Genomic DNA, 19163 nt, shown 5'->3' with positions numbered 1-19163 from the left:
TCGGACCGCCCCTCATCGGGGCGTGGGTGGATGCCGATCCGCTGTGCAGGCGCATGGCCTGCCATAAAAAAAGACGGGCCCTTGCGGGCCCGTCTTTGAACTGACGCCGTGTGCCGTGATTACTGCAGCAGGGCGTTGATCGTTTCCATGTCCTTGAAGTCCACCGTGCCGGCCGTCTGCTTCAGCAGCAGCTTGTCGAGGATGAACTGGTGGCGTGCCTGCGAGTAATTGCTGAGCGCCTGGGTCAGGTTCTGCTGCGCGATGAGGACGTCCACGATGGTGCGGGTGCCCACCTCAAAACCGGCCTGGGTGGCGTCACGCGCGCTTTCGGCGGATTCCACGGCGGCCTTCGTCGCACCGACCTTGCTGATGCCGGCCACGACCGAACGGTAGTAGTTCAGCGTGTCGCGGACGACCTGGCGACGGGTGATTTCCAGCGAGTCCTGGGCGGAGTCGCGCTGGTAGATCGCCTGGCGCACCTTCGACTGCGTGAAGCCACCGGAGAAGATGGGCACCGACAGCGTGAGGCCCACGGTGGTGGTACCACGGCCGTTGGGATTGCTGGCGCTGCTGATGGAGCCGAGGTTTTCGGTCCACTGCGACTGCTTGTTGTACGAAGCGGTGGCATTCAGCGTGGGCAGGTGGCCGGCGCGTGCCGAGGTGATGGAATGCTCGGCCGAATCGACGTTGTACTGACCCGAGATGATGGTCGGGTTGGTCTTGACCGCCTGGGATACCCACGCGTTGGGATCGTTCGGCGAGGGAGCATCCATCGGCAGCTGCTCGCGCAGCTTCTTCAGGTTCTCCGACGGCTTGCCGGTGATCTGGGTCAGCGCTTCGCGCGAGTCCGACAGGGTGTTCTCGGCGGTGATGACCGACGCCACGGCGGAGTCGTGCTGGGCCTTGGCGTCCTGCACGTCGGTGATTGCCGACAGGCCCACGTCGAAACGCTGCTGCGCCTGTTCAAGCTGGCGCGCGAGCGCCTGCTCGTTCGCCTTGGCGAAGGTCAGGGCGTCGTCGTTGGTCAGCACCTGGAAGTAGGCGCTGGCCACACGGGCGAACAGCTGCTGGGCGGCAGCGTCGTAGGCAGCTGTCTGCGAATCCGCCGACGAGTGGGCGGCCTTCAGGTCGGAGATCTTGCTGAAGTCGAAGACGACCTGGTTGACCGTGGCACCCAGTGCGCGCGTGCGGGTGTGCCCCACGTCGCTCGACAGGATGGGCCGGCCCTGGGCGTCACGCAGGGTGTCGCCCGTGGTGGGGTCGGTGAGCGTCACGCGTGACGGACCCGCCGGATCGGCCTGGTTGAGGCTCAGCGTGCCATTCACCTGCGGAAGCAGGGCGGAGCGGGCCTGGACCACACCTTCACCCGTGGCGAGGCGCTGTGAATCGGCCTGGGACAGCGTCGGATCGTTAGCCCGGGCCAGACGGTAGGCATCGAGCAGGTCTTCCGCCTGGCTGGCGAAGGGCATCGCGGCCAGTGCGAACGCGACGGTGAACAGCTTCAAGCGCATGGTATCGCCTCGTGGATGATGGGAAAGCTTGTGGGTCAGAGCACGAAGCGCTTCACCGGCGCAGCATGCGCCAGGTAGGGAAGGTCCGTTTCAAACAGGGATTCCTCGCGGAAGCGACCCTCGCCCTCATGAGTGAGGAGCACCGCCGTCTGGGCGGGTGAATCGCCGCGGACCACGAACATGCGGCCACCGACCTTCAGCCAGCGCACGAATTTCTCGGGAACCGCGTGGACTGCCCCGGTGACCACGACGACATCGAAAACGCCGGCCGGCGCGTAGCCGTTGACGGCTTCGGCGGTCTCCAGCGAGACGTTGGTGACACCGGCAGCCGACAGGCGCTGGCGGGCGCCCTCGACGAAGTCGGCATGCATGTCGATGCTGGTGACCTTGCCGCCAAGGCGGGCAAGGCAGGCGGTGAGGTAACCCGAGCCGGTGCCGATTTCCAGCACGTCGTCGGTCTTGGTCAGGGCGATGGCCTGCAACACACGGCCTTCGATCACGGGCTTCATCATCACCTCGCCATGGCCCAGGGGCAGGGTGAGGTCGGCGAATGCCACGTTACGGTGGGCCGGTGCGACGAAGTCTTCGCGACGGACCGACTTGAGGGTCTCGAGGACGTCGTAATCCAGGACCTCCCAGGGGCGGACCTGGTTCTCGACCATGTTCTGCCGGGCCTGTTCGAAATTCATCGCCATGGTGTTCAATCCCGTACGAAATCTGTAAAAAAAGGTCTGGAAGGATAAGCGGTTACCGCCCACATTCCCTAATGTTAAGGCTGAGGTCGCCGGGCCATCGGACGAAGTGCCGGAAGTCACCGGACATACCTGACGGAAGTCATGCTTCCGTGAGATCCGGGGTTCTGGCGGCTGAACGACCGATGGCGAGCATCCTTTCAAGCCATTGGGAACCACCCGTGGGCGGCCCCACTTTCAATTCTAAGGTAGACGGGCGGCGATGCTCCGCTTTTTCCGGTGACGCGGATGCCAACTGCGTCGTGCTGGAAATAACTAAACCGATGCGTATAATAAAGTCATAATCTTTGTTTGTGAAGGTGTAGCCATGAACGCCAGCCCGAAAATGAAACCCCAGGGCCCGGGGCGTCCGAAGGACATGGAGAAACGCGCGGCCATCCTCGACGCGGCCAAGGCCCTGTTTACCCAGGGTGGCTTCGCGGGTACGAGCATGGATGCCGTCGCGGCGTCCGCGGGCGTGTCCAAGCTCACCGTTTACAGCCATTTCGGCGACAAGGACAACCTCTTCCGCGAGGTGATCCGCGCGCACGTGCAGGAACGCCTGCCGGACGACCTGTTCGATTTCAGCCCGGGCGCAGACATCCGCGTCACCCTGGGCAACATCGCCAGCCGCCATGCGGCCATGGAAACCAACACGGAATCCGTGGGCACCTTCCGCGCCATCCTGTCCGACTGCCATTCCGGCGGCAACCCGCGCTTCGGCCGGCTGGTGTGGGAAGAAGGCCCGGCCCGCATGCACAAGCTCGTGCAGCGCCTGCTCGAAGGCGCCACCAGCCGTGGCCAGCTCGATATCCCCGACGTTTCCCGCGCCACCACGCAGTTCCTGGCCCTGCTCAAGGGCGACCTGCTGATCCGCCGGCTGTTCGGCTGCGAAGACTGCGCCGTGCAGTTTGCCGAGGAAGTACGTGCCAATGCGCTGGCCGCTGTCGAGATGTTCATGCGCGCCTATTCGCCGCGCGTCGAGGCCTGATCGCTCGCTTCCTGCTCCGCTTCGTGATTGAATGGTCGGCGAAGCGGGGGTGCCCATGCGATAAGCGCGGGCTGAGAGAGTCCCTTCGAACCTGATCCGGTTGGTACCGGCGTAGGAAGCTTCGCCCACGGGTGACGTGCGTCTGTGCGCGCGTGCCCTGTGGCGGTGCCGTCCGCTTCTCCCTTCCCCCGTGAGGACCGAGAAGCCGATGAATGCCATGCCGTCCGATCTTGCCCGCGCCGCGCGCGAGCTTTCCGAATCCGTTACCCAGCCCATCTCAGGCTCCCGCAAGATCCATGTGACGGGCAGCCGTCCCGACCTGCGCGTGCCCATGCGCGAGATCGCGCAGTCGTCCACGCCGACGCTGTTCGGTGGCGAGACCAATCCCTCCATTGTCGTCTACGACACCTCCGGTCCCTATACCGATCCGGCGCACGCCATCGACCTGGCTACCGGCCTGCCGGCGCTGCGTGCCGGATGGATCGAGGAGCGTGGCGACGTGGAGCGCCTGGATGGCCTGTCGTCGACGTTCGGCCGTTCGCGCGAGGACGACGCGCGCCTGGATGCCATCCGCTTCGGCGAGCGCCGTCTGCCGCTGCGTGCGAAGGCCGGTGCCAACGTCACCCAGATGCATTACGCCCGTCGGGGCATCGTGACGCCGGAGATGGAATACATCGCCATCCGCGAGAACCAGCGCATCGAAGCTCTGGGCGAGAGTGCGCTGCGTACCCAGCATCCCGGCGAAGCGTACGGTGCAGCCCTGCCGCGCCTGATCACGCCTGAGTTCGTACGCGATGAAGTGGCCCGTGGCCGCGCCATCATTCCCGCGAACATCAACCACCCGGAAGCCGAGCCGATGATCATCGGCCGCAACTTCCTCACCAAGGTCAACGCGAACATCGGTAACAGTGCCGTCAGTTCCGGCATTGCCGAGGAAGTGGAAAAGCTGGTGTGGGCGATCCGCTGGGGCGGCGACACCGTGATGGATCTCTCCACCGGCAAGCACATCCACGAAACGCGCGAGTGGATCATCCGCAATTCACCGGTACCCATCGGCACGGTGCCCATTTACCAGGCGCTGGAAAAGGTGGGCGGTGTCGCCGAAGACCTCACCTGGGAAATCTTCCGCGACACGCTGATCGAGCAGGCGGAGCAGGGCGTGGATTACTTCACGATCCATGCCGGCGTGCTGCTGCGTTTCGTGCCACTCACCGCGAAGCGCGTGACCGGCATCGTGTCGCGTGGTGGTTCGATCATGGCCAAGTGGTGCCTTGCGCATCACCGCGAGAATTTCCTCTACACGCACTTCGAGGATATCTGCGAGATCATGAAGGCCTACGACGTGTCCTTCAGCCTCGGTGATGGACTGCGCCCGGGCTGCGTTGCCGATGCCAACGACGCGGCACAGTTCGGCGAACTGGATACGCTGGGCGAGCTGACGCAGATCGCGTGGAAGCACGACGTGCAGTGCATGATCGAAGGCCCCGGCCACGTGCCCATGCAGCTCATCAAGGAGAACATGGAGCGCCAGCTGGAGAAGTGCCACGAGGCGCCGTTCTATACGCTGGGACCACTCACCACGGACATTGCGCCGGGTTACGACCACATCACCAGCGCCATCGGCGCGGCGATGATCGGCTGGTTCGGCACGGCGATGCTCTGCTACGTGACGCCGAAGGAACACCTGGGCCTGCCCAACCGGCAGGACGTGCGCGACGGCATCATTGCCTACAAGATCGCCGCCCATGCGGCGGACCTGGCCAAGGGGCATCCCGGTGCCCAGGTACGCGACAACGCCTTGTCGAAGGCGCGTTTCGAGTTCCGCTGGGACGACCAGTTCAACCTGGGCCTGGATCCGGACAAGGCACGCGAATTCCACGACGAGACGATGCCGAAGGATGCCCATAAGTCGGCCCACTTCTGCTCCATGTGCGGGCCGAAGTTCTGCTCGATGAAAATTACCCAGGACGTACGCGAGTACGCCGAGGGCATGGAAGAAAAGGCCCTGGAATTCCGGGAGCAGGGCAGCGAGGTGTACCGCCGGGCGTAAGGTTGCGAAGGGCATCGCCCGGTCCTGGGAAACAGGGCCGGGCGCTTGCCGGGCATTCCAAATGCACACGATTCGCATTCGGCGATTCTTCACCCGTTCTTCCCAGCGGCCACCCTAACGTCAGGGACATTTCCCACGTCACCTTCCAAGGAGACCTAAGGCCATGTCCAAAGCCAAGCCATTCGTCAGCGATATCGAGAACATTCGTAAGCGCGCCCGCGAGCACATCGACAAGGGGGCGATTACCTCGGGGTATCGCGCGGATCGCGAAACGGTGATCAAACTGCTCAACGAAGCGCTGGCCACCGAGATCGTCTGCGTGCTCCGCTACAAGTATCACTACTACATGGCGCCGGGCATCCACTCGCAGAGCGTCAAGGCCGAATTCCTCGAACATGCCAACGAAGAACAGGTGCATGCCGACCGCATCGCGGAGCGCATCACCCAGCTCGACGGCACACCGAATTTCAGCCCGGAAGGCCTGCTTTCACGCAGTCATGCCGATTACGTCGAAGGCGTGGACCTGGTCGACATGATCAAGGAAGACCTCGTTGCCGAGCGCATCGCCATCGACAGCTACCGCGACATCGTGAACTACATCGGCGACGATGATCCGACCACGCGCCGCATCATGGAAGACATCCTCGCGCAGGAAGAAGAGCACGCCGAAGACATGGCGACCTTGCTGGAGAATCTCGGCAAGAAGGGTGAGCCGGCGGCACCCTCGAAGCATTGAGGGGTAAGCTAGGGGCGAACGTTCGCTCTGACGAAGGATGACCATGAACGCGACCGCCGCCCCCGCGCCTGCCCCGAAACGCAGGCGCCGATCCTTGAGCCTCGTGATCGCACTGCCGATCACGCTTCTCATTCTGCTGGTGCTGTTCTTCATGTGGTGGTGGGACAAGGAACCGGAGCAGTTCGATCCGGTCGCCGTGACCGCCGCACACATGAAGGACCTCGGCCGCCCCGTGAGCACGGGTGCCGTCACCACCTACACGTTGATCCGCTCCGTCGACACCCTGATGGACAAGCGCGGCGGCTACCTGAGCAACGACCGGCTGCCGCCCGGGGCGTTCATGGACAACATCCCCAACTGGGAATTCGGCTCGCTCACCGCCTCGCGCGACCTCGTACGGGCCCTGCGCAACGACTTCAGCCGTTCGCAGACCCAGTCCACGGAGGACAAGGCGCTCGGCGAGGCCGACCCCCTGCTCAACAGCCCCAACGATCGCTGGCTGTTTCCCAGCACGGAATCCCAGTACCGCAAGGCCACGAACGACCTGGAAGACTACCTGGGCCGCCTGAGTGACTCGGAGGATGGCAACGCCCACTTCTACGCCCGCGCCGACAACCTGGCCGACTACCTGCAGACGGTCTCGACCCGCCTGGGCTCGCTGTCCCAGCGACTGTCGGCCAGCGTGGGCCAGCTCAAGGTCGACGCGGCGCCCAACGCCGACGTGGGCGCCAATGCGGCGCCGGCCAAGGCCGTCTACGAGAAGACGCCCTGGAACAAGATCGACGACAACTTCTACGAAGCCCGGGGTTACACCTGGGCCCTTCTGGAACAGTTGAAAGCCTTCCGCCACGACTTCGGGCCCATCCTGAAGTCCAAGAATGCCGATGCCAGCCTCCAGCAGGTGATCCGCGAGCTGGAGGAATCGCAGAAGGCGCTGGGTAGCCCGGTGGTTCTCAACGGCTCGCCATTCGGCTTCTTCGCCAACCATTCGCTGGTGATGGCCAACTACATCTCGCGAGCTAACGCCGCGATCATCGACCTGCGAGCCCTGCTGGGTCGGGGCTGAGCCACAAGAAAAGCCCGCTGACGCGGGCTTTTTCGTCTCTCTGTAGGAGCGCGCCTGCGCGCGACCGGTTTTCGCGATAAACCTGTGGTCGCGCGCAAGGCGCGCTCCTACAGGGGCTTCGAATGCGACCGGACCCGGCCACACACAAAGCGTGCCCCTGGTCGTCTTACTTCGAAGCCTGGTAACGCGCGATGCCGGCGGTGATCTCGGCCTTGGCCTCGTCGGCGCCGACCCAGCCATCCACCTTGACCCACTTGCCCTTCTCGAGATCCTTGTAGTGCTCGAAGAAGTGGCCGATGCGCTCCAGCCAGTGGCCGGACACCTGGGCGATATCGTTGATGTGGGCGTAGCCGCCGAAGATCTTGCCGTGGGGCACGACCACCAGCTTTTCGTCAGCACCCGCTTCGTCGGTCATCTTGAGCATGCCGACCGGATGGCAGCGGATGACCGAGCCCGGGACCAGCGGCAGGGGCAGGATCACCAGGGCGTCAAGCGGATCGCCGTCGCCACCCAGGGTGCCCGGCACATAGCCGTAGTTGCAGGGGTAGCGCATCGGGGTGGAGAGGATGCGGTCGACGAAGATCGCGCCGCTTTCCTTGTCCACTTCGTACTTGACGGGCTCGGCGTCCTTCGGAATTTCGATGATGACGTTGATGTCGTCCGGCACATGCTTGCCGGCGGGAACGAGGTGCAGGCCCATGGTATTCCTTGCTTATTCAGGGGTTAGATCCGCCCCATAGAATAAGCCCTGCACCCCCCGGGGTCCAAATGCCCCGTAGGAGCGCGCCTCGCGCGCGACCGGCACCGGCCGCACGCAAGGCCCACCCTCACCTTATTTCAGGTGTTCCCAAAGATAGGTATACGACAGCGCGTTCATGAACGCCGACTGCTTGTTATCCGCCGCCGCCCCGTGGCCACCCTCGATGTTCTCGTAGAAGCTGGCATCGAAGCCCATGGCCTGCATCCGGGCCGCCATCTTGCGGGCGTGCACCGGGCCCACGCGGTCGTCGCGGGTGGAGGTGGTGAACAGCACGGCCGGGTAATGGGTGCCCTTGTGCAGGTTGTGGTACGGCGAGAAGGTCTGGATGTATTTCCATTCCTCCGGGTTGTCCGGGTTGCCGTACTCGGCCATCCACGAGGCACCGGCGGACATGTGCGGGTAGCGCTTCATGTCGAGCAGGGCCACCTGGCTGACCACGGCGCCGTACAGTTGCGGGTACTTGGTGAGCATGTTGCCCGCCAGCAGGCCGCCGTTGCTGCCGCCCATCATGCCCATGTGCTTCGGGCTGGTGATCTTGCGGTCGATCAGGTCCTGCGACACGGCCGCGAAGTCTTCATAGGCACGCGGACGGTTGGCCTTCTGGGCGGCCTGGTGCCAGCGCGGACCGTATTCGCCGCCGCCACGGATATTGGCGATGACGTAGACCCCGCCCTTTTCCAGCCAGGCACGGCCGACGCCGGCCGAGTAGGCGGGCTGCAACGAGATTTCGAAGCCGCCGTAGCCGTAGACCAGGGTGGGGTTGTTGCCGTCGGTCTTCAGCGACTTCGGCGCGATTTCGAAGTAGGGCACCTTGGTGCCGTCCTTCGAGGTGGCGAAGTGCTGGCTCACGTCGAACTTCGACGCATCGAAGAAGGCCGGGCTGTGCTTGAGTTCCTGCGCGCCGCCATCCTTGCCGACGGTGCCGAAATACAGCGTGGTGGGCTGGAGGAAGCCCGTGACGATCATGAAGTAATCGTCGCTGTCGTCGGCATCTACGCCCGAGGCCTGCACGGTGCTGAGGGCCGGGGCACCCCCGAGCGTTTCGCTCTTCCACGGGCCGCTGGCGGCGGGCGTGAGCACCTGGAGCTGGCTCACCACGTCACGCATCGTGTTGACGATGAGGTGGTTGCGCGTCCACGAATAGCTGGCCAGCGAGCTGTGCGCATCCGGCGCGAACAGCACGGTGATCTCTCGCTTGCCGGCCATGAAATCGTCGAACTTCGTTGCCAGCAGCGAGCCGGAGGGGTAGGTCTTGCCGCCCACGGTCCAGTCGGTGCGTGGTTCGATCAGCAGCCATTCGCGCTCGACGTCGGTCTCGGCGTCGTTGGGCACGTCGATCTTGGTGAGCTTGCCGTCCTTGCCGCGAAGGTAGGTTTCGGAGTTGTAGAACGCCAGCGCGCGATGCACGAAGTCGCGCTCGAAGCCCGGGGTGCGGTCGCGGAAGGCCGAGATGGACATGTCGGTCTTCTGGCCTTCGTACACCGTGGTGGCGGACGACAGCGGCGTGCCGCGCTTCCATTCCTTCACGATGCGCGGGTAACTGGAATCGGTCATGGAGCCCGGGCCGAAATCGGTGGCCACGTAGATGTGGTCCTGGTCGATCCAGGCGATCTGGCTCTTGGCCTCGGGCAGGGTGAAGCCATCCTTGATGAAGGACTTCGTGGTGAGGTCGAACTCGCGGACCACGTCGGCATCGGCACCGCCGCGCGAGAGCGACAGCAGGCAGCGGCGGTAGTCGGGCTTAAGGCACTGGGCACCATGCCACACCCAGTTTTCCTTCTCGGCGGCGTTCAGCGCATCGAGATCGATCACCGTTTCCCAGTTGGGCTTGTCCTTGCGGTACTCGGCCAGCGAGGTACGGCGCCAGATGCCCTTGGGGTGTTCCTTGTCGCGCCAGAAGTTGTAGTAGCTGTCACCGATGCGCGAGACCATGGGGATCTTGGCGTCGGAGTCGAGCACTTCGAGCAGGCGGGCGTCGAGGGATTTGAAATCCTGGCCTTCGGCGTACTTCGCCACGGTGCGGGCGTTTTCCGACTTGACCCATTCGAGCGGCTTGGCACCGTCGATGTCGTCGAGCCAGAGGTTTTCGTCGTCGCCGGTAGCGGCCTGGGCGGCGGCAGGGGCGGTCTTCGGAGTGTCGTGTGCCTGGGTCATGCCACTGAAGGTAAGGGCGATGGCCAGCGCAATCCAGCGTCGTTGCATGGGTCGAGGATTCCTGGTCGGTAAAAGACGTGATCCTTGACCTTAACGCAGGGGGAGCCGGGGGTACCCCATGACTTTTGCCCTATCCGGGGATCTTGCTCCGATCCGGTCGCGCGCGAGGCGCGCTCCTACAAGGGGGTGTGGGCGTTGTGGGGCTTCCGGGTCGCGCGCAGGCGCGCTCCTACAAGAGCCATTGCAGTCCACCGGCTCTTGTAGGAGCGCGCCTCGCGCGCGACCGGAATCACGAAGACGCCCAGGCGGGCCCCCAACTCACAACAACGGAATCAACAACAACGCCACGATATTGATGATCTTGATCAACGGATTCACCGCCGGCCCGGCGGTGTCCTTGTACGGATCACCTACCGTATCGCCCGTGACGGCCGCCTTGTGGGCATCGGAACCCTTGCCACCGAAGTGCCCGTCCTCGATGTACTTCTTGGCGTTGTCCCACGCCCCGCCACCGGTGGTCATGGAAATGGCCACGAACAATCCGGTGACGATGGTGCCGATCAACACGCCGCCCAGCGCCTGCGCACCGGCCTCAGGCCCACCCAGCCACTTGAACCCGAAGATCACCACCACTGGCACCAGCACCGGCAGTAGCGACGGCACCAGCATCTCGCGAATGGCCGAACGGGTGAGCATGTCCACGGCGCGGGAATAATCCGGCCGCGTGGTGCCCTCCATGATCCCGGCGATCTCGCGGAACTGCCTGCGCACTTCCTCCACCACCGCGCCGGCGGCACGACCCACCGCCTCCATCGCCATCGCGGCGAACAGGTAGGGAATGAGTCCGCCGATCAACAAACCGATGATCACGTAATGGTTGGAGAGATCGAAACGCACCTCCGCTCCGCCGAAATGCAGGCCGAGGTTATGCGTGTAGTCGGCAAACAGCACCAGTGCGGCAAGACCGGCCGAGCCGATCGCATAACCCTTGGTCACCGCCTTGGTCGTGTTGCCCACGGCATCCAGCGGGTCGGTGACACCACGCACCTCGGCCGGAAGCTCGGCCATCTCGGCGATGCCGCCCGCGTTGTCGGTGATAGGGCCGTAGGCGTCCAGCGCCACCACCATGCCCGTCATGCTCAGCATGGCCGTGGCGGCGATGGCGATGCCGTAGAGACCAGCCAGCGCATACGCCCCCCAGATGGCTGCACAGACCGCCAGCACCGGCAATGCAGTGGACTTCATCGACACGCCCAGCCCCGCGATGATGTTCGTCGCATGCCCGGTAGTGGACGACTGCGCCACATGGCGCACGGGCCGGTATTCCGTGGCCGTGTAGTACTCGGTGATGACCACCATCGCTCCGGTGAGCACGAGCCCGATGATCGCGCAGCCGAAGATGCGCCCGGCACCGTAGGCGGAGTCGGCCATCAGCGACTGCGTGATCGGCCAGAAAGCGATGGCCGCCAGCAGGGCGGATACGAACACGCCGGCATACAGCGCATTCATGATCTTGCCGCCGCGGGTCTTCACGAAGAAGGTGCCGATCACCGAGGCCACGATGGATGCGCCACCCAGCACCAGCGGATAAAGCACCCCGGAAGGCCCGGTCTCCGTGGCCATCACGCCGCCGAGCAGCATGGTGGCGATAAGGGTGACGGCGTAGGTTTCGAACAGGTCGGCGGCCATGCCGGCGCAGTCACCGACGTTGTCACCCACGTTGTCCGCGATCACCGCCGGATTGCGCGGATCGTCCTCGGGAATGCCGGCCTCCACCTTGCCCACGAGATCGGCGCCCACGTCCGCACCCTTGGTGAAGATGCCACCGCCGAGGCGGGCAAAGATCGAGATCAGCGACGACCCGAAGGCCAGGCCGATCAGCGCATGCAGGGCGTGACTGCGTTCGTAGCCCAGGTGCATCAGCACGCCGTAGTAACCGGCCACGCCCAGCAGGCCCAGGCCAACCACCAGCATGCCGGTGACGGCACCACCACGGAATGCCACCGCCAGGGCAGAAGAAAGGCCGCTTCTGGCGGCCTCGGCAGTACGCACGTTGGCACGAACCGAAACGTTCATGCCGATGTAGCCGGCCGCTCCCGAGAGCAGCGCCCCCAGCGCGAAGCCGATGGCGGTTCCCCAGTCGAGGAAGATGCCGATGAGAAGGAAAAGCACGATGCCGACGACACCGATGGTGGCGTACTGGCGGTTGAGGTAGGCGCGGGCGCCTTCCTGGATCGCCGCGGCGATCTCCTGCATCCGTTCGTTGCCGGGCGATCGGGCCAGTACCCAACTGACCGAAAATGCACCGTACAGAATCGCAACGACCGCACATGCCAGCGCGATCCATAAACCGTACTGTTGCAGCATCGAAGCCTCCCCGAATTGTAGGAGCCCGGAAGGGCCCGGTCCGAGTATAGGCACCGGAGGCTTGCGAAGCTGTTGTGCGCTGCACCGTTACATGGGCGATCAGCGCGTGGCCATGTCCAGGATGATGCCGGTGGCGATGGCCACGAGCAGGAAGTCGTTGTTGTCGCGTACCCAGTGGTAGCCACGCGGCGGCGGACGCAGACGGTAATAGCCGTAATCGCGGATCACCGTGTGCGAGCCGTAGTAGCGATGACCGCGTTCCCAGTGGCCGTAATAGCGTGGCGGCGGAGGCGGGCGGTTGTAGTACGCCGGCTGGTAGTAGTGACCATGCCCGTAATAGCGCGGCGGGGGCGGAGGCGGCAGCGGACGATGACCATGCCAGCCACGGTCGCGATCGCCCCGCCAGTCACGATCCCCGTGCCAGCCGCGATCATTGTGCCCATGACCGCCATCGTGGCGATGGTCGTAGCGGCCGCGATCATGATCGTGGTGATCCGGATCGGCGAACGCGGCCGGGGCCGCAAGCAGGGCCAGTCCGGCGAGGGCGCTGAGCAGGAAGGTTTTCATCGCAGGTCTCCTTGGGGCGGTCACCTGCCGCACTCCTTGCGGCCGACCGACGACCCGGATGCTAGGAACCTGCGCCTGAACGCAAGGTCTTACGGCATCACGGGTCGTTCACCTGCGCGACAGCGAATTCAGGCGATGGAGCCGGGGCGGAATTCCAGGGAGATGCGCTCGGGGCGGCCGGGCAGGCGCAATGCCGTCTGCCGTTCCGGGGCGCGTGCCAGCACCTGGCCCCCACGGACGATCAGCAGGCGGGCGGCGCGCAGGCGGATGGCTTCGTAGGCATCGCCGGCCTGCAACAGCACCAGGTCGGCCCGCTGGCCTTCGGCGATGCCATACCCTTCCAGGCCCAGCACACGGGCCGGATTGCGGGTGACGGCATCGAAACACTGCGCGACGCCCTGCGTGGAGGTCATCTGCGCGACGTGCAGGCCCATGTGGGCTACCTCCAGCATGTCGCCGGAACCCATGCCGTACCAGGGGTCCATCGCGCAGTCGTGGCCGAAGGCAACGTTTACGCCCGCTGCCAGCAGTTCGGGCACGCGGGTCATGCCGCGGCGTTTCGGGTAGGTGTCGTGGCGGCCCTGCAAGGTGATGTTGATGAGCGGATTGGCGATGGCATGCACGCCGGCCTCGGCGATCAACGGCAGCAGTTTGGAGACGTAGTAGTTGTCCATCGAATGCATGGACGTCAGGTGCGAGCCGGTCACCCGCCCCTGCAAGCCGATGCGGCGGGTTTCCGCGGCCAGGGTTTCGATATGGCGCGACAGTGGGTCGTCGGATTCATCGCAGTGCATGTCCACGCGCAGGCCGCGTTCGGCGGCCAGTTCACACAGCCAGCGGATGGATTCGGCGCCGTCGGCCATGGTGCGTTCGAAGTGCGGAATACCGCCCACGACATCCACGCCCATGTCCAGCGCACGTACGAGGTTGGCCTTGGCATTCCCCGAGCGCAGCAGGCCGTCCTGTGGGAAGGCCACCAGTTCCAGGTGCAGGTAGGGCGCGACGCGGCGCTTTACTTCGAGCAGGGCCTCGACGGCGAGCAGGCGGTCGTCGCAGATATCCACATGGCTGCGGATGGCCAGCAGGCCCTGGGCCACGGCCATGTCGCAGTAGGCCATGGCGCGCTCGATGAGAGCGTCGATGGTGAGGTGCGGCTTCAGTTCGCCCCACAGGGCGATGCCTTCGAGCAGCGTGCCCGAGGCGTTGAGGCGGGGCAGGCCCAGCGACAGCGTGGCGTCCATGTGGAAATGGGCGTCGACGAAGGGCGGCGTGACCAGCCGGCCCTTCGCGTCGATTTCCTCCACGCCGTTCGCTTCCAGCGCGGGCCCGATGGCGGCGAAGCGCCCGTCGCGAATGCCGATATTGATCTCTGTCTTGATAATCCCAGGGGAGATCAGTTGATAAACCGGGAAATAGAGGGACCCAAGGGGATATAGCGGGAAGCCGAACTGAAAATGACTTGCAGGGGACGAAAAGCGGCGAGGCCGCGATCAGTCGTCCGCGAAGAGCGTCTGCTGACGCTCGGCAAGCTCGGCGGCCGCTACCCGGCGGCAGATGGCGTAGATCGTCGTCAAGTGGAGCGAGTAGGCCTTTGCCACGGCATCCGGGCTACGCCCGGCGGCGACCTCGGCGGCGATCTTCCTGTCCCGTTCGGTGATCCGCATGGAGAGCCACACGGGCATATAGAACTGCTGGCCGGCGTACGCCTCGCACAAGCGGCGGACCACCTGTAGGGCCACTTCCTGGGCACGCTCCTGGGGCATCCCGGCATCGACCAGCGCTTCGGCCGCGATCTCCTTCCAGTCGCGGATAAGTTCAGGGATGCGAGTGGCCGGCTTGCCCATTACCGCTCCACGCCAGCACGCTCGCACCACTGCTTGAGGTGCTCAATGACCTTGCCAGCCACCCAGGTCGGCAGCAGATTCGGGTGATCCCACCCCGTCTTGGCGGGATGGTGTGGGGCGGACTGGTTGCGCACGAAGGCACGGAGCGCCGCGTCGGTCCCGTCCTGCACCTGGCCGGCTTGAGCCAAGCGCGTCCATAGGTGCCGGATCAGGGCGGCCCGACTCCCTTTGCTGTATGGCGATCGGGCGGAGGTCGACGGACGGGGGTTCTTCCAGCCGCAGGCGGCCAGGTGCTTCAGCACGGCCTCCCGCCCGGCGAGATCGAGGTCTTTGGCAGACCGTACCCGGCCAATCGACCACAGCATGTCCCGATAGGTCGAGTCGTCCATGCCAAGTTGCTTGGCGGCGATATGGATCTTGCCCAACTGGTCGTTGCGCATGCTCCTGGGTTTTGCCGCCTTGGCCTCGGGGCGCTGGGCCGCCGTCACGGTAGATGCTCCAGACCCTGATGCTTGGTGCCGCTGACGCCCCGATGCAAGCGGGCGCCATTGCCGGCGTGATAGCCGGCATCGGCGTCCCGCTCCGTGCTTTTGCCCTTAGACATCAGGTCACGGCCGCTTGTTGACTGTGTCTCGGGGTGATTTTCCTGCACGACCGCATCGATCGCAGCCCGTTTGACCTTCGCCACCTCGCTCGCCGGTAGGAGTCGGGCCACTGCCTGCACCCAGCCTTGGGCGAAAGCCTCGCCACGGCCTTCGCGGTTGGCACGCTTGCGCACCCTTGCGATGTGTTTCAGGCGGTCGGCATCAAGTTGACGGCGAAGCACGGTGAATGCAAAGGCAGATATCTCCGCCCCGCCATCGGCTCCGTAGTACCGGATCTTCGTAGATCCACTACGGCCCCGCCACGAACGCATGATGATCAACCGACTTCCGAAGGCAGTGGCCGCCATGTCTGCCAGGACGACGATCGAGGTGGGAGGCAACGCCCCCCGGTATCGGGTATCGACTTCGGCCATATCAACGTTCAGCGCCTCAGCGTGGGTGATCCCGTGGGCCCGCATCATCGCCTGAGCCTGTCGGAGCGCCGACGCTGCCTCGTTAGGATTCGATGATGCAGCCAACCGTAGGCAGGCCTTGATCTTGCGGAGGATGTGTTCCCTGTTCATTGCATGGGCTCCTTCAGACGAGCGATGCGCACTCGATCGCGCATCCAGTTGACTAGGGACCAGCTCTGACCGAATAGCTGGCCGAATATCAGGGTCAGAACCACGGTGATGACGTACCAGAGGACACCACCCAGGGCATAGCTGCCGACCAGGCACAACGTGTTGCCGATGAGCGAAAGAAACATTCTCATCAGCGCACTACGCACGGCGCCCATCACCGTTTTTGATAGCCGGATGCACCTCAGCGGAGGGAACCCAGGCGTGGTCCCGTTGTTCATCACAGACGCGATGCTGGTCTTGTCAGTGGTGTGTTCCATCGTTATCCGGGCCTCCGCAGCTTGAACCACTCGGCCAGCTTGGCTAGGAGCCGCTGATATTCCAGCGACATGAGTGCGAAGTTGGCGTCGGCTTCGACCACTGCGGATTCGTGATCGTCGGCATGTTCGTCGAGCACCACGTCGGTAAAGCGCAGCTTTCGCACGATGAGGTCTTCACCCAGGACGAAAGAGATCCTGTCGTCGAAAAGCAGGCCCAGGCTGAAGACCTGTTTTCCCGTGCGCAGGTGCTCGCGCACCTCGTCTGTATCCAGATCTTGGCGACGGCATCGGGCGATGGCACCGGAGGCCGTGGCCGGGTCGCGCAGCTCGATCTCGTCGCCCAAGGCGAGACCAGCGGGCAGATCACCCGATGCGATCCAGTGCGTCATGAGGATGCGAGGCGATTCCTCGGGCGCGAGCGGTATAGCCGGGAAGCTACCCAGCGCCTCGCGAATCTGGCTCAGCACATCCTCTGCACGCGCCCGACTGGCAGTATCAACCACGAACCAGCCGTTTTTCTTGTCGGCGTAGGCACGCATGCGTGACGCCTTCGCGAACGCGCGGGGCAACAGTTCGTTGAGCACATCGTCCTTCACGCGCTTGCGCTCGCGGCCCGAGACCTTGCGGCCTTCCTCGTCCACGATCTTCTGCACGCGCTTGGCAAGCTCATCGTTCACGACCGATGAGGGGAGCATGCGGGACTCACTACCGACGGCGACCATCGTGCAGCAGCCAACTGAATGCGTCAGTGCATCGCTGCCAAGGCCGAGTGGCGAAACGAAGCCGCGCGTGGACAGTTCCAGCGGGCCCACCGAACGCAGCTTGTGCTCGGGCAGCGCCTCGTCAAGCCGCGACAGGTCGTCGGCAACGGCGGGCGAAAGTCGAAACAGCGTAAGGTTGCGGAAAGTCATCGTTACACCCCCGCGAAGTCGAGGCTGAGGTGCTGGTAATCACCGTGCTCGTCACGCCGCTGGAAGCGTAGATAGCTCTTGCTGCCGATCACCTGGACTGCATCGGCGATGGCCTGCATGGCGCGCTGCCAGCGCTCATCGGTGATATCTAGGCGCCGCAGGGTCAGGATCGAGCCCGTGCGAAGTTTGCCCGTGGCATCGACCCGGAACGCGTCCTGGATCAGCGTGGCGATCTGCGGCCGAGCGCCCACCGTCCACTCCGCCAGGCACTCGTCAATCAGCGCCTTCGCCGCCTGCAAGCGCTCATCGAACTGTATCGACTCGGCGATGGCGCGCAGCAGGCGGATATCGCCGTCGAAGCTCAACAGGGTGACGTTGCCCTTCTTGCCGCCGAGCGTCACGCCGTACTGCTCGGCGGACATCTGGACGAAGGTATCGATGGTCTCCATCGCCTTGCGCTTGAACGCGGCGATATGGGCCTGCACCGTCTCGGCTTCGGCGAACAGCTCGCGCACGAGTTCATCGCGTAGGCGATCGATGGGCTTGATCTTGCTTTCCGGCACCAAGCGACCCTGGGCATCGCGACGGTGACCCGCCGGAATCGTGTCGTGTTCGGTGTGCATGAGTTAATCCTCGTATTTAAGCCCGCAGAACGGGCAATGGGTCGCCACCGCGATCGGCGGCTGACGGTGGGTCGGATCGATGTAGGAGGCCCGGACCAAGATGCGAGCGGGCCCCGCCGCGCTACCGTTGCCCTGGCGCGGCGTCATGGTGATCAGTCGCGCGCCCGAGCTGGCCAACTGGCGGTTCACGTTGCGCACGCAGTGGCAGCTCATGCCTGCACCTCCACCACGTCGCTGCGACTCATTGCGGCCGGCTCGGCTGGCGGCTCAATCCGACGCAATTGCAAGTCAAGCGGGCATGCGGCGTTGCCGTCATCGAAGACCACGAGATAGTCGCCGTCTGCGTCGACGATGCAGGGACGCCCGTGGACCGGATGCGTTAATACCTGGCCGGCGCCATAGGGGCCAATCATGCGCACCGTGCAGGGACGACCTTCAAAGCGGAGGCCGATCAACGAACGGGCGACCGCCAGGATAGCCAGGTCGCCTACGGCGAAGCGTAGCCCGCTCATGTCGGCATCCTCATCTGACCGACTAGGTCGGGAATGGACACTCGTTTCATGGCGGCGACCTGCTCCAGGCCCGACATGGAGCGTGACCGCAGGAACGCGCACGTCTCTTCGAGCTCGTCCGCGTCCTGGGCCAGGAAGTAGCCATCGCGCGGGTGCGCACACACATGGTGGCCGCCCTTACGCAGCTCAACCACCAGCTCGCGCAGGTGTCGCTCGTCGCCCGCCGTGGGCGGGATGCCGAGAACCTCACGACAAAGCGCTGTCGCAGTTACGCCCTGGCGGCGTCCGATGTGCCGCCGAAGGGTTGCCAGCAAGGTATCAAGGGTCAGTTCAACGTGTGGCATGGAGAGCCTCCGGGGCATAACCGAGTGCGCGCAGTTGGGATTCCGCCGTTTCGCGATCAATCAGGCCGACCTCAAAATCGCCACGGATGCGCGCGAGCTTGTCCAGGCGTTCAAGGTGGTTATCCGTGGTTCGCCGCTGCTCGCCGCGTCGGCGCGTTTCTTCGACCTGTCGCTCCGCCTGTGCGGCGCCGCGTTCGGCCGCAGCAAACACGATTTCCAGCAGGTAGCCGTGCGTCTTCAGGGGCAGCTGGAGCTTTCCACCATCACGCAGCTCGACCATCTGCTCCAGCGCCTGGCGCCATGTATCAAGGGGTGCCTGCCGCGTGTTGCCGTTGCGGACCACCACGCCCTCATCGAGCATGGCGACAAGCTCGGCCATCAAGCGGTCCGCGCGATCCAGCGCAAGGGCGCGGCCCTTGGCGCGGAACATGCCAAGGTACTGGGCCCATAGGTGAGCCAGCGGTGCCGGCATCGCCAGCGCCCGCAGCAGCGCGGCACGGGAGGCATCCAT

General features: G+C 64.6%; 21 protein-coding genes and 1 riboswitch. Of the genes, 4 read left to right on the top strand and 17 right to left on the bottom strand.

Annotation, left to right across the window (positions count from 1 at the left end; translation table 11 throughout):
* Positions 1-119: 119 nt before the first annotated feature.
* Together KR767_RS04315 and KR767_RS04310 are read right to left on the bottom strand one after the other, a co-directional pair.
* Positions 120-1511, bottom strand: coding sequence for a TolC family outer membrane protein (locus KR767_RS04315; RefSeq protein ID WP_166951889.1), 1392 nt, complete (start codon positions 1509-1511; stop codon positions 120-122).
* 35 nt (positions 1512-1546) lie between these two features.
* Positions 1547-2206 (bottom strand): protein-L-isoaspartate O-methyltransferase family protein, encoded by a 660-nt coding sequence (locus KR767_RS04310; RefSeq protein ID WP_166951886.1) that lies wholly within the window; start codon positions 2204-2206, stop codon positions 1547-1549.
* Between the two features lie 364 nt (positions 2207-2570).
* Between KR767_RS04310 and KR767_RS04305 the strand changes: the two genes are divergently transcribed.
* From KR767_RS04305 to KR767_RS04290, 4 genes are all read left to right on the top strand, one after another.
* Entirely contained in the window at positions 2571-3233 is a 663-nt protein-coding gene (locus KR767_RS04305) for a TetR/AcrR family transcriptional regulator (RefSeq protein ID WP_166951883.1), read from the top strand.
* Positions 3234-3268: 35 nt separating this feature from the next.
* Positions 3269-3368: riboswitch (TPP riboswitch) on the top strand.
* Between the two features lie 73 nt (positions 3369-3441).
* Complete coding sequence (gene thiC / locus KR767_RS04300; RefSeq protein ID WP_284732869.1) at positions 3442-5283, top strand: phosphomethylpyrimidine synthase ThiC; 1842 nt, start codon at positions 3442-3444, stop codon at positions 5281-5283.
* Between the two features lie 163 nt (positions 5284-5446).
* Complete coding sequence (locus tag KR767_RS04295; RefSeq protein ID WP_250878228.1) at positions 5447-6019, top strand: ferritin-like domain-containing protein; 573 nt, start codon at positions 5447-5449, stop codon at positions 6017-6019.
* Positions 6020-6056: 37 nt separating this feature from the next.
* The gene (locus KR767_RS04290) at positions 6057-7085 is read left to right on the top strand and encodes a DUF2333 family protein (protein ID WP_425602723.1); all 1029 of its coding nucleotides are present in this window, start codon (positions 6057-6059) and stop codon (positions 7083-7085) included.
* A gap of 166 nt (positions 7086-7251) precedes the next feature.
* Here KR767_RS04290 and ppa read toward each other — a convergent pair whose 3' ends face one another.
* From ppa to KR767_RS04215, 15 genes are all read right to left on the bottom strand, one after another.
* Positions 7252-7785 (bottom strand): inorganic diphosphatase, encoded by a 534-nt coding sequence (gene ppa, locus KR767_RS04285; RefSeq protein WP_166951872.1) that lies wholly within the window; start codon positions 7783-7785, stop codon positions 7252-7254.
* Positions 7786-7917: 132 nt separating this feature from the next.
* Positions 7918-9999 carry a prolyl oligopeptidase family serine peptidase gene (locus KR767_RS04280; protein ID WP_425602745.1) on the bottom strand — a complete coding sequence of 694 codons (2082 nt, stop codon included), beginning with the start codon at positions 9997-9999 and terminating at the stop codon, positions 7918-7920.
* A gap of 318 nt (positions 10000-10317) precedes the next feature.
* Positions 10318-12366, bottom strand: a complete 2049-nt coding sequence (locus KR767_RS04275; protein ID WP_250878226.1) for a sodium-translocating pyrophosphatase — start codon at positions 12364-12366, stop codon at positions 10318-10320.
* A 99-nt stretch (positions 12367-12465) separates the two neighbouring features.
* Positions 12466-12933, bottom strand: coding sequence for an RcnB family protein (locus KR767_RS04270; protein WP_250878225.1), 468 nt, complete (start codon positions 12931-12933; stop codon positions 12466-12468).
* Positions 12934-13061: 128 nt separating this feature from the next.
* Positions 13062-14288 (bottom strand): amidohydrolase family protein, encoded by a 1227-nt coding sequence (locus tag KR767_RS04265; protein ID WP_250879115.1) that lies wholly within the window; start codon positions 14286-14288, stop codon positions 13062-13064.
* Between the two features lie 135 nt (positions 14289-14423).
* Positions 14424-14777, bottom strand: a complete 354-nt coding sequence (locus KR767_RS04260) for a Mor transcription activator family protein (protein ID WP_250878224.1) — start codon at positions 14775-14777, stop codon at positions 14424-14426.
* Positions 14777-15265: a gp16 family protein gene (locus KR767_RS04255; protein WP_250878223.1), complete on the bottom strand. Its 489-nt coding sequence runs from the start codon at positions 15263-15265 to the stop codon at positions 14777-14779. The genes KR767_RS04260 and KR767_RS04255 overlap by 1 nt, the downstream gene beginning before the upstream one ends.
* Complete coding sequence (locus tag KR767_RS04250) at positions 15262-15945, bottom strand: DUF2786 domain-containing protein (RefSeq protein WP_250878222.1); 684 nt, start codon at positions 15943-15945, stop codon at positions 15262-15264. Before KR767_RS04250 ends, KR767_RS04255 begins: the two co-directional genes overlap by 4 nt.
* Positions 15942-16262: a hypothetical protein gene (locus tag KR767_RS04245; RefSeq protein ID WP_250878221.1), complete on the bottom strand. Its 321-nt coding sequence runs from the start codon at positions 16260-16262 to the stop codon at positions 15942-15944. The genes KR767_RS04250 and KR767_RS04245 overlap by 4 nt, the downstream gene beginning before the upstream one ends.
* 2 nt (positions 16263-16264) lie before the next feature.
* The gene (locus KR767_RS04240) at positions 16265-17173 is read right to left on the bottom strand and encodes a recombination-associated protein RdgC (RefSeq protein ID WP_250878220.1); all 909 of its coding nucleotides are present in this window, start codon (positions 17171-17173) and stop codon (positions 16265-16267) included.
* A 2-nt stretch (positions 17174-17175) separates the two neighbouring features.
* Entirely contained in the window at positions 17176-17796 is a 621-nt protein-coding gene (locus KR767_RS04235) for a DUF3164 family protein (protein WP_250878219.1), read from the bottom strand.
* A 3-nt stretch (positions 17797-17799) separates the two neighbouring features.
* A complete protein-coding gene (locus KR767_RS04230) occupies positions 17800-18009 on the bottom strand; it encodes a hypothetical protein (RefSeq protein ID WP_250878218.1) in 210 nt (69 codons plus the stop codon).
* Positions 18006-18308 carry a hypothetical protein gene (locus KR767_RS04225; RefSeq protein ID WP_250878217.1) on the bottom strand — a complete coding sequence of 101 codons (303 nt, stop codon included), beginning with the start codon at positions 18306-18308 and terminating at the stop codon, positions 18006-18008. The genes KR767_RS04230 and KR767_RS04225 overlap by 4 nt, the downstream gene beginning before the upstream one ends.
* Positions 18305-18652, bottom strand: coding sequence for a hypothetical protein (locus KR767_RS04220; RefSeq protein WP_250878216.1), 348 nt, complete (start codon positions 18650-18652; stop codon positions 18305-18307). Before KR767_RS04220 ends, KR767_RS04225 begins: the two co-directional genes overlap by 4 nt.
* Positions 18639-19163, bottom strand: a complete 525-nt coding sequence (locus KR767_RS04215) for a hypothetical protein (RefSeq protein ID WP_250878215.1) — start codon at positions 19161-19163, stop codon at positions 18639-18641. The genes KR767_RS04220 and KR767_RS04215 overlap by 14 nt, the downstream gene beginning before the upstream one ends.

This window comes from Luteibacter anthropi (assembly GCF_023699965.1).
In the GTDB taxonomy this organism is placed as follows: Bacteria; Pseudomonadota; Gammaproteobacteria; order Xanthomonadales; family Rhodanobacteraceae; genus Luteibacter; species Luteibacter anthropi.
This window is presented reverse-complemented; position numbering and strand designations above follow the sequence as displayed.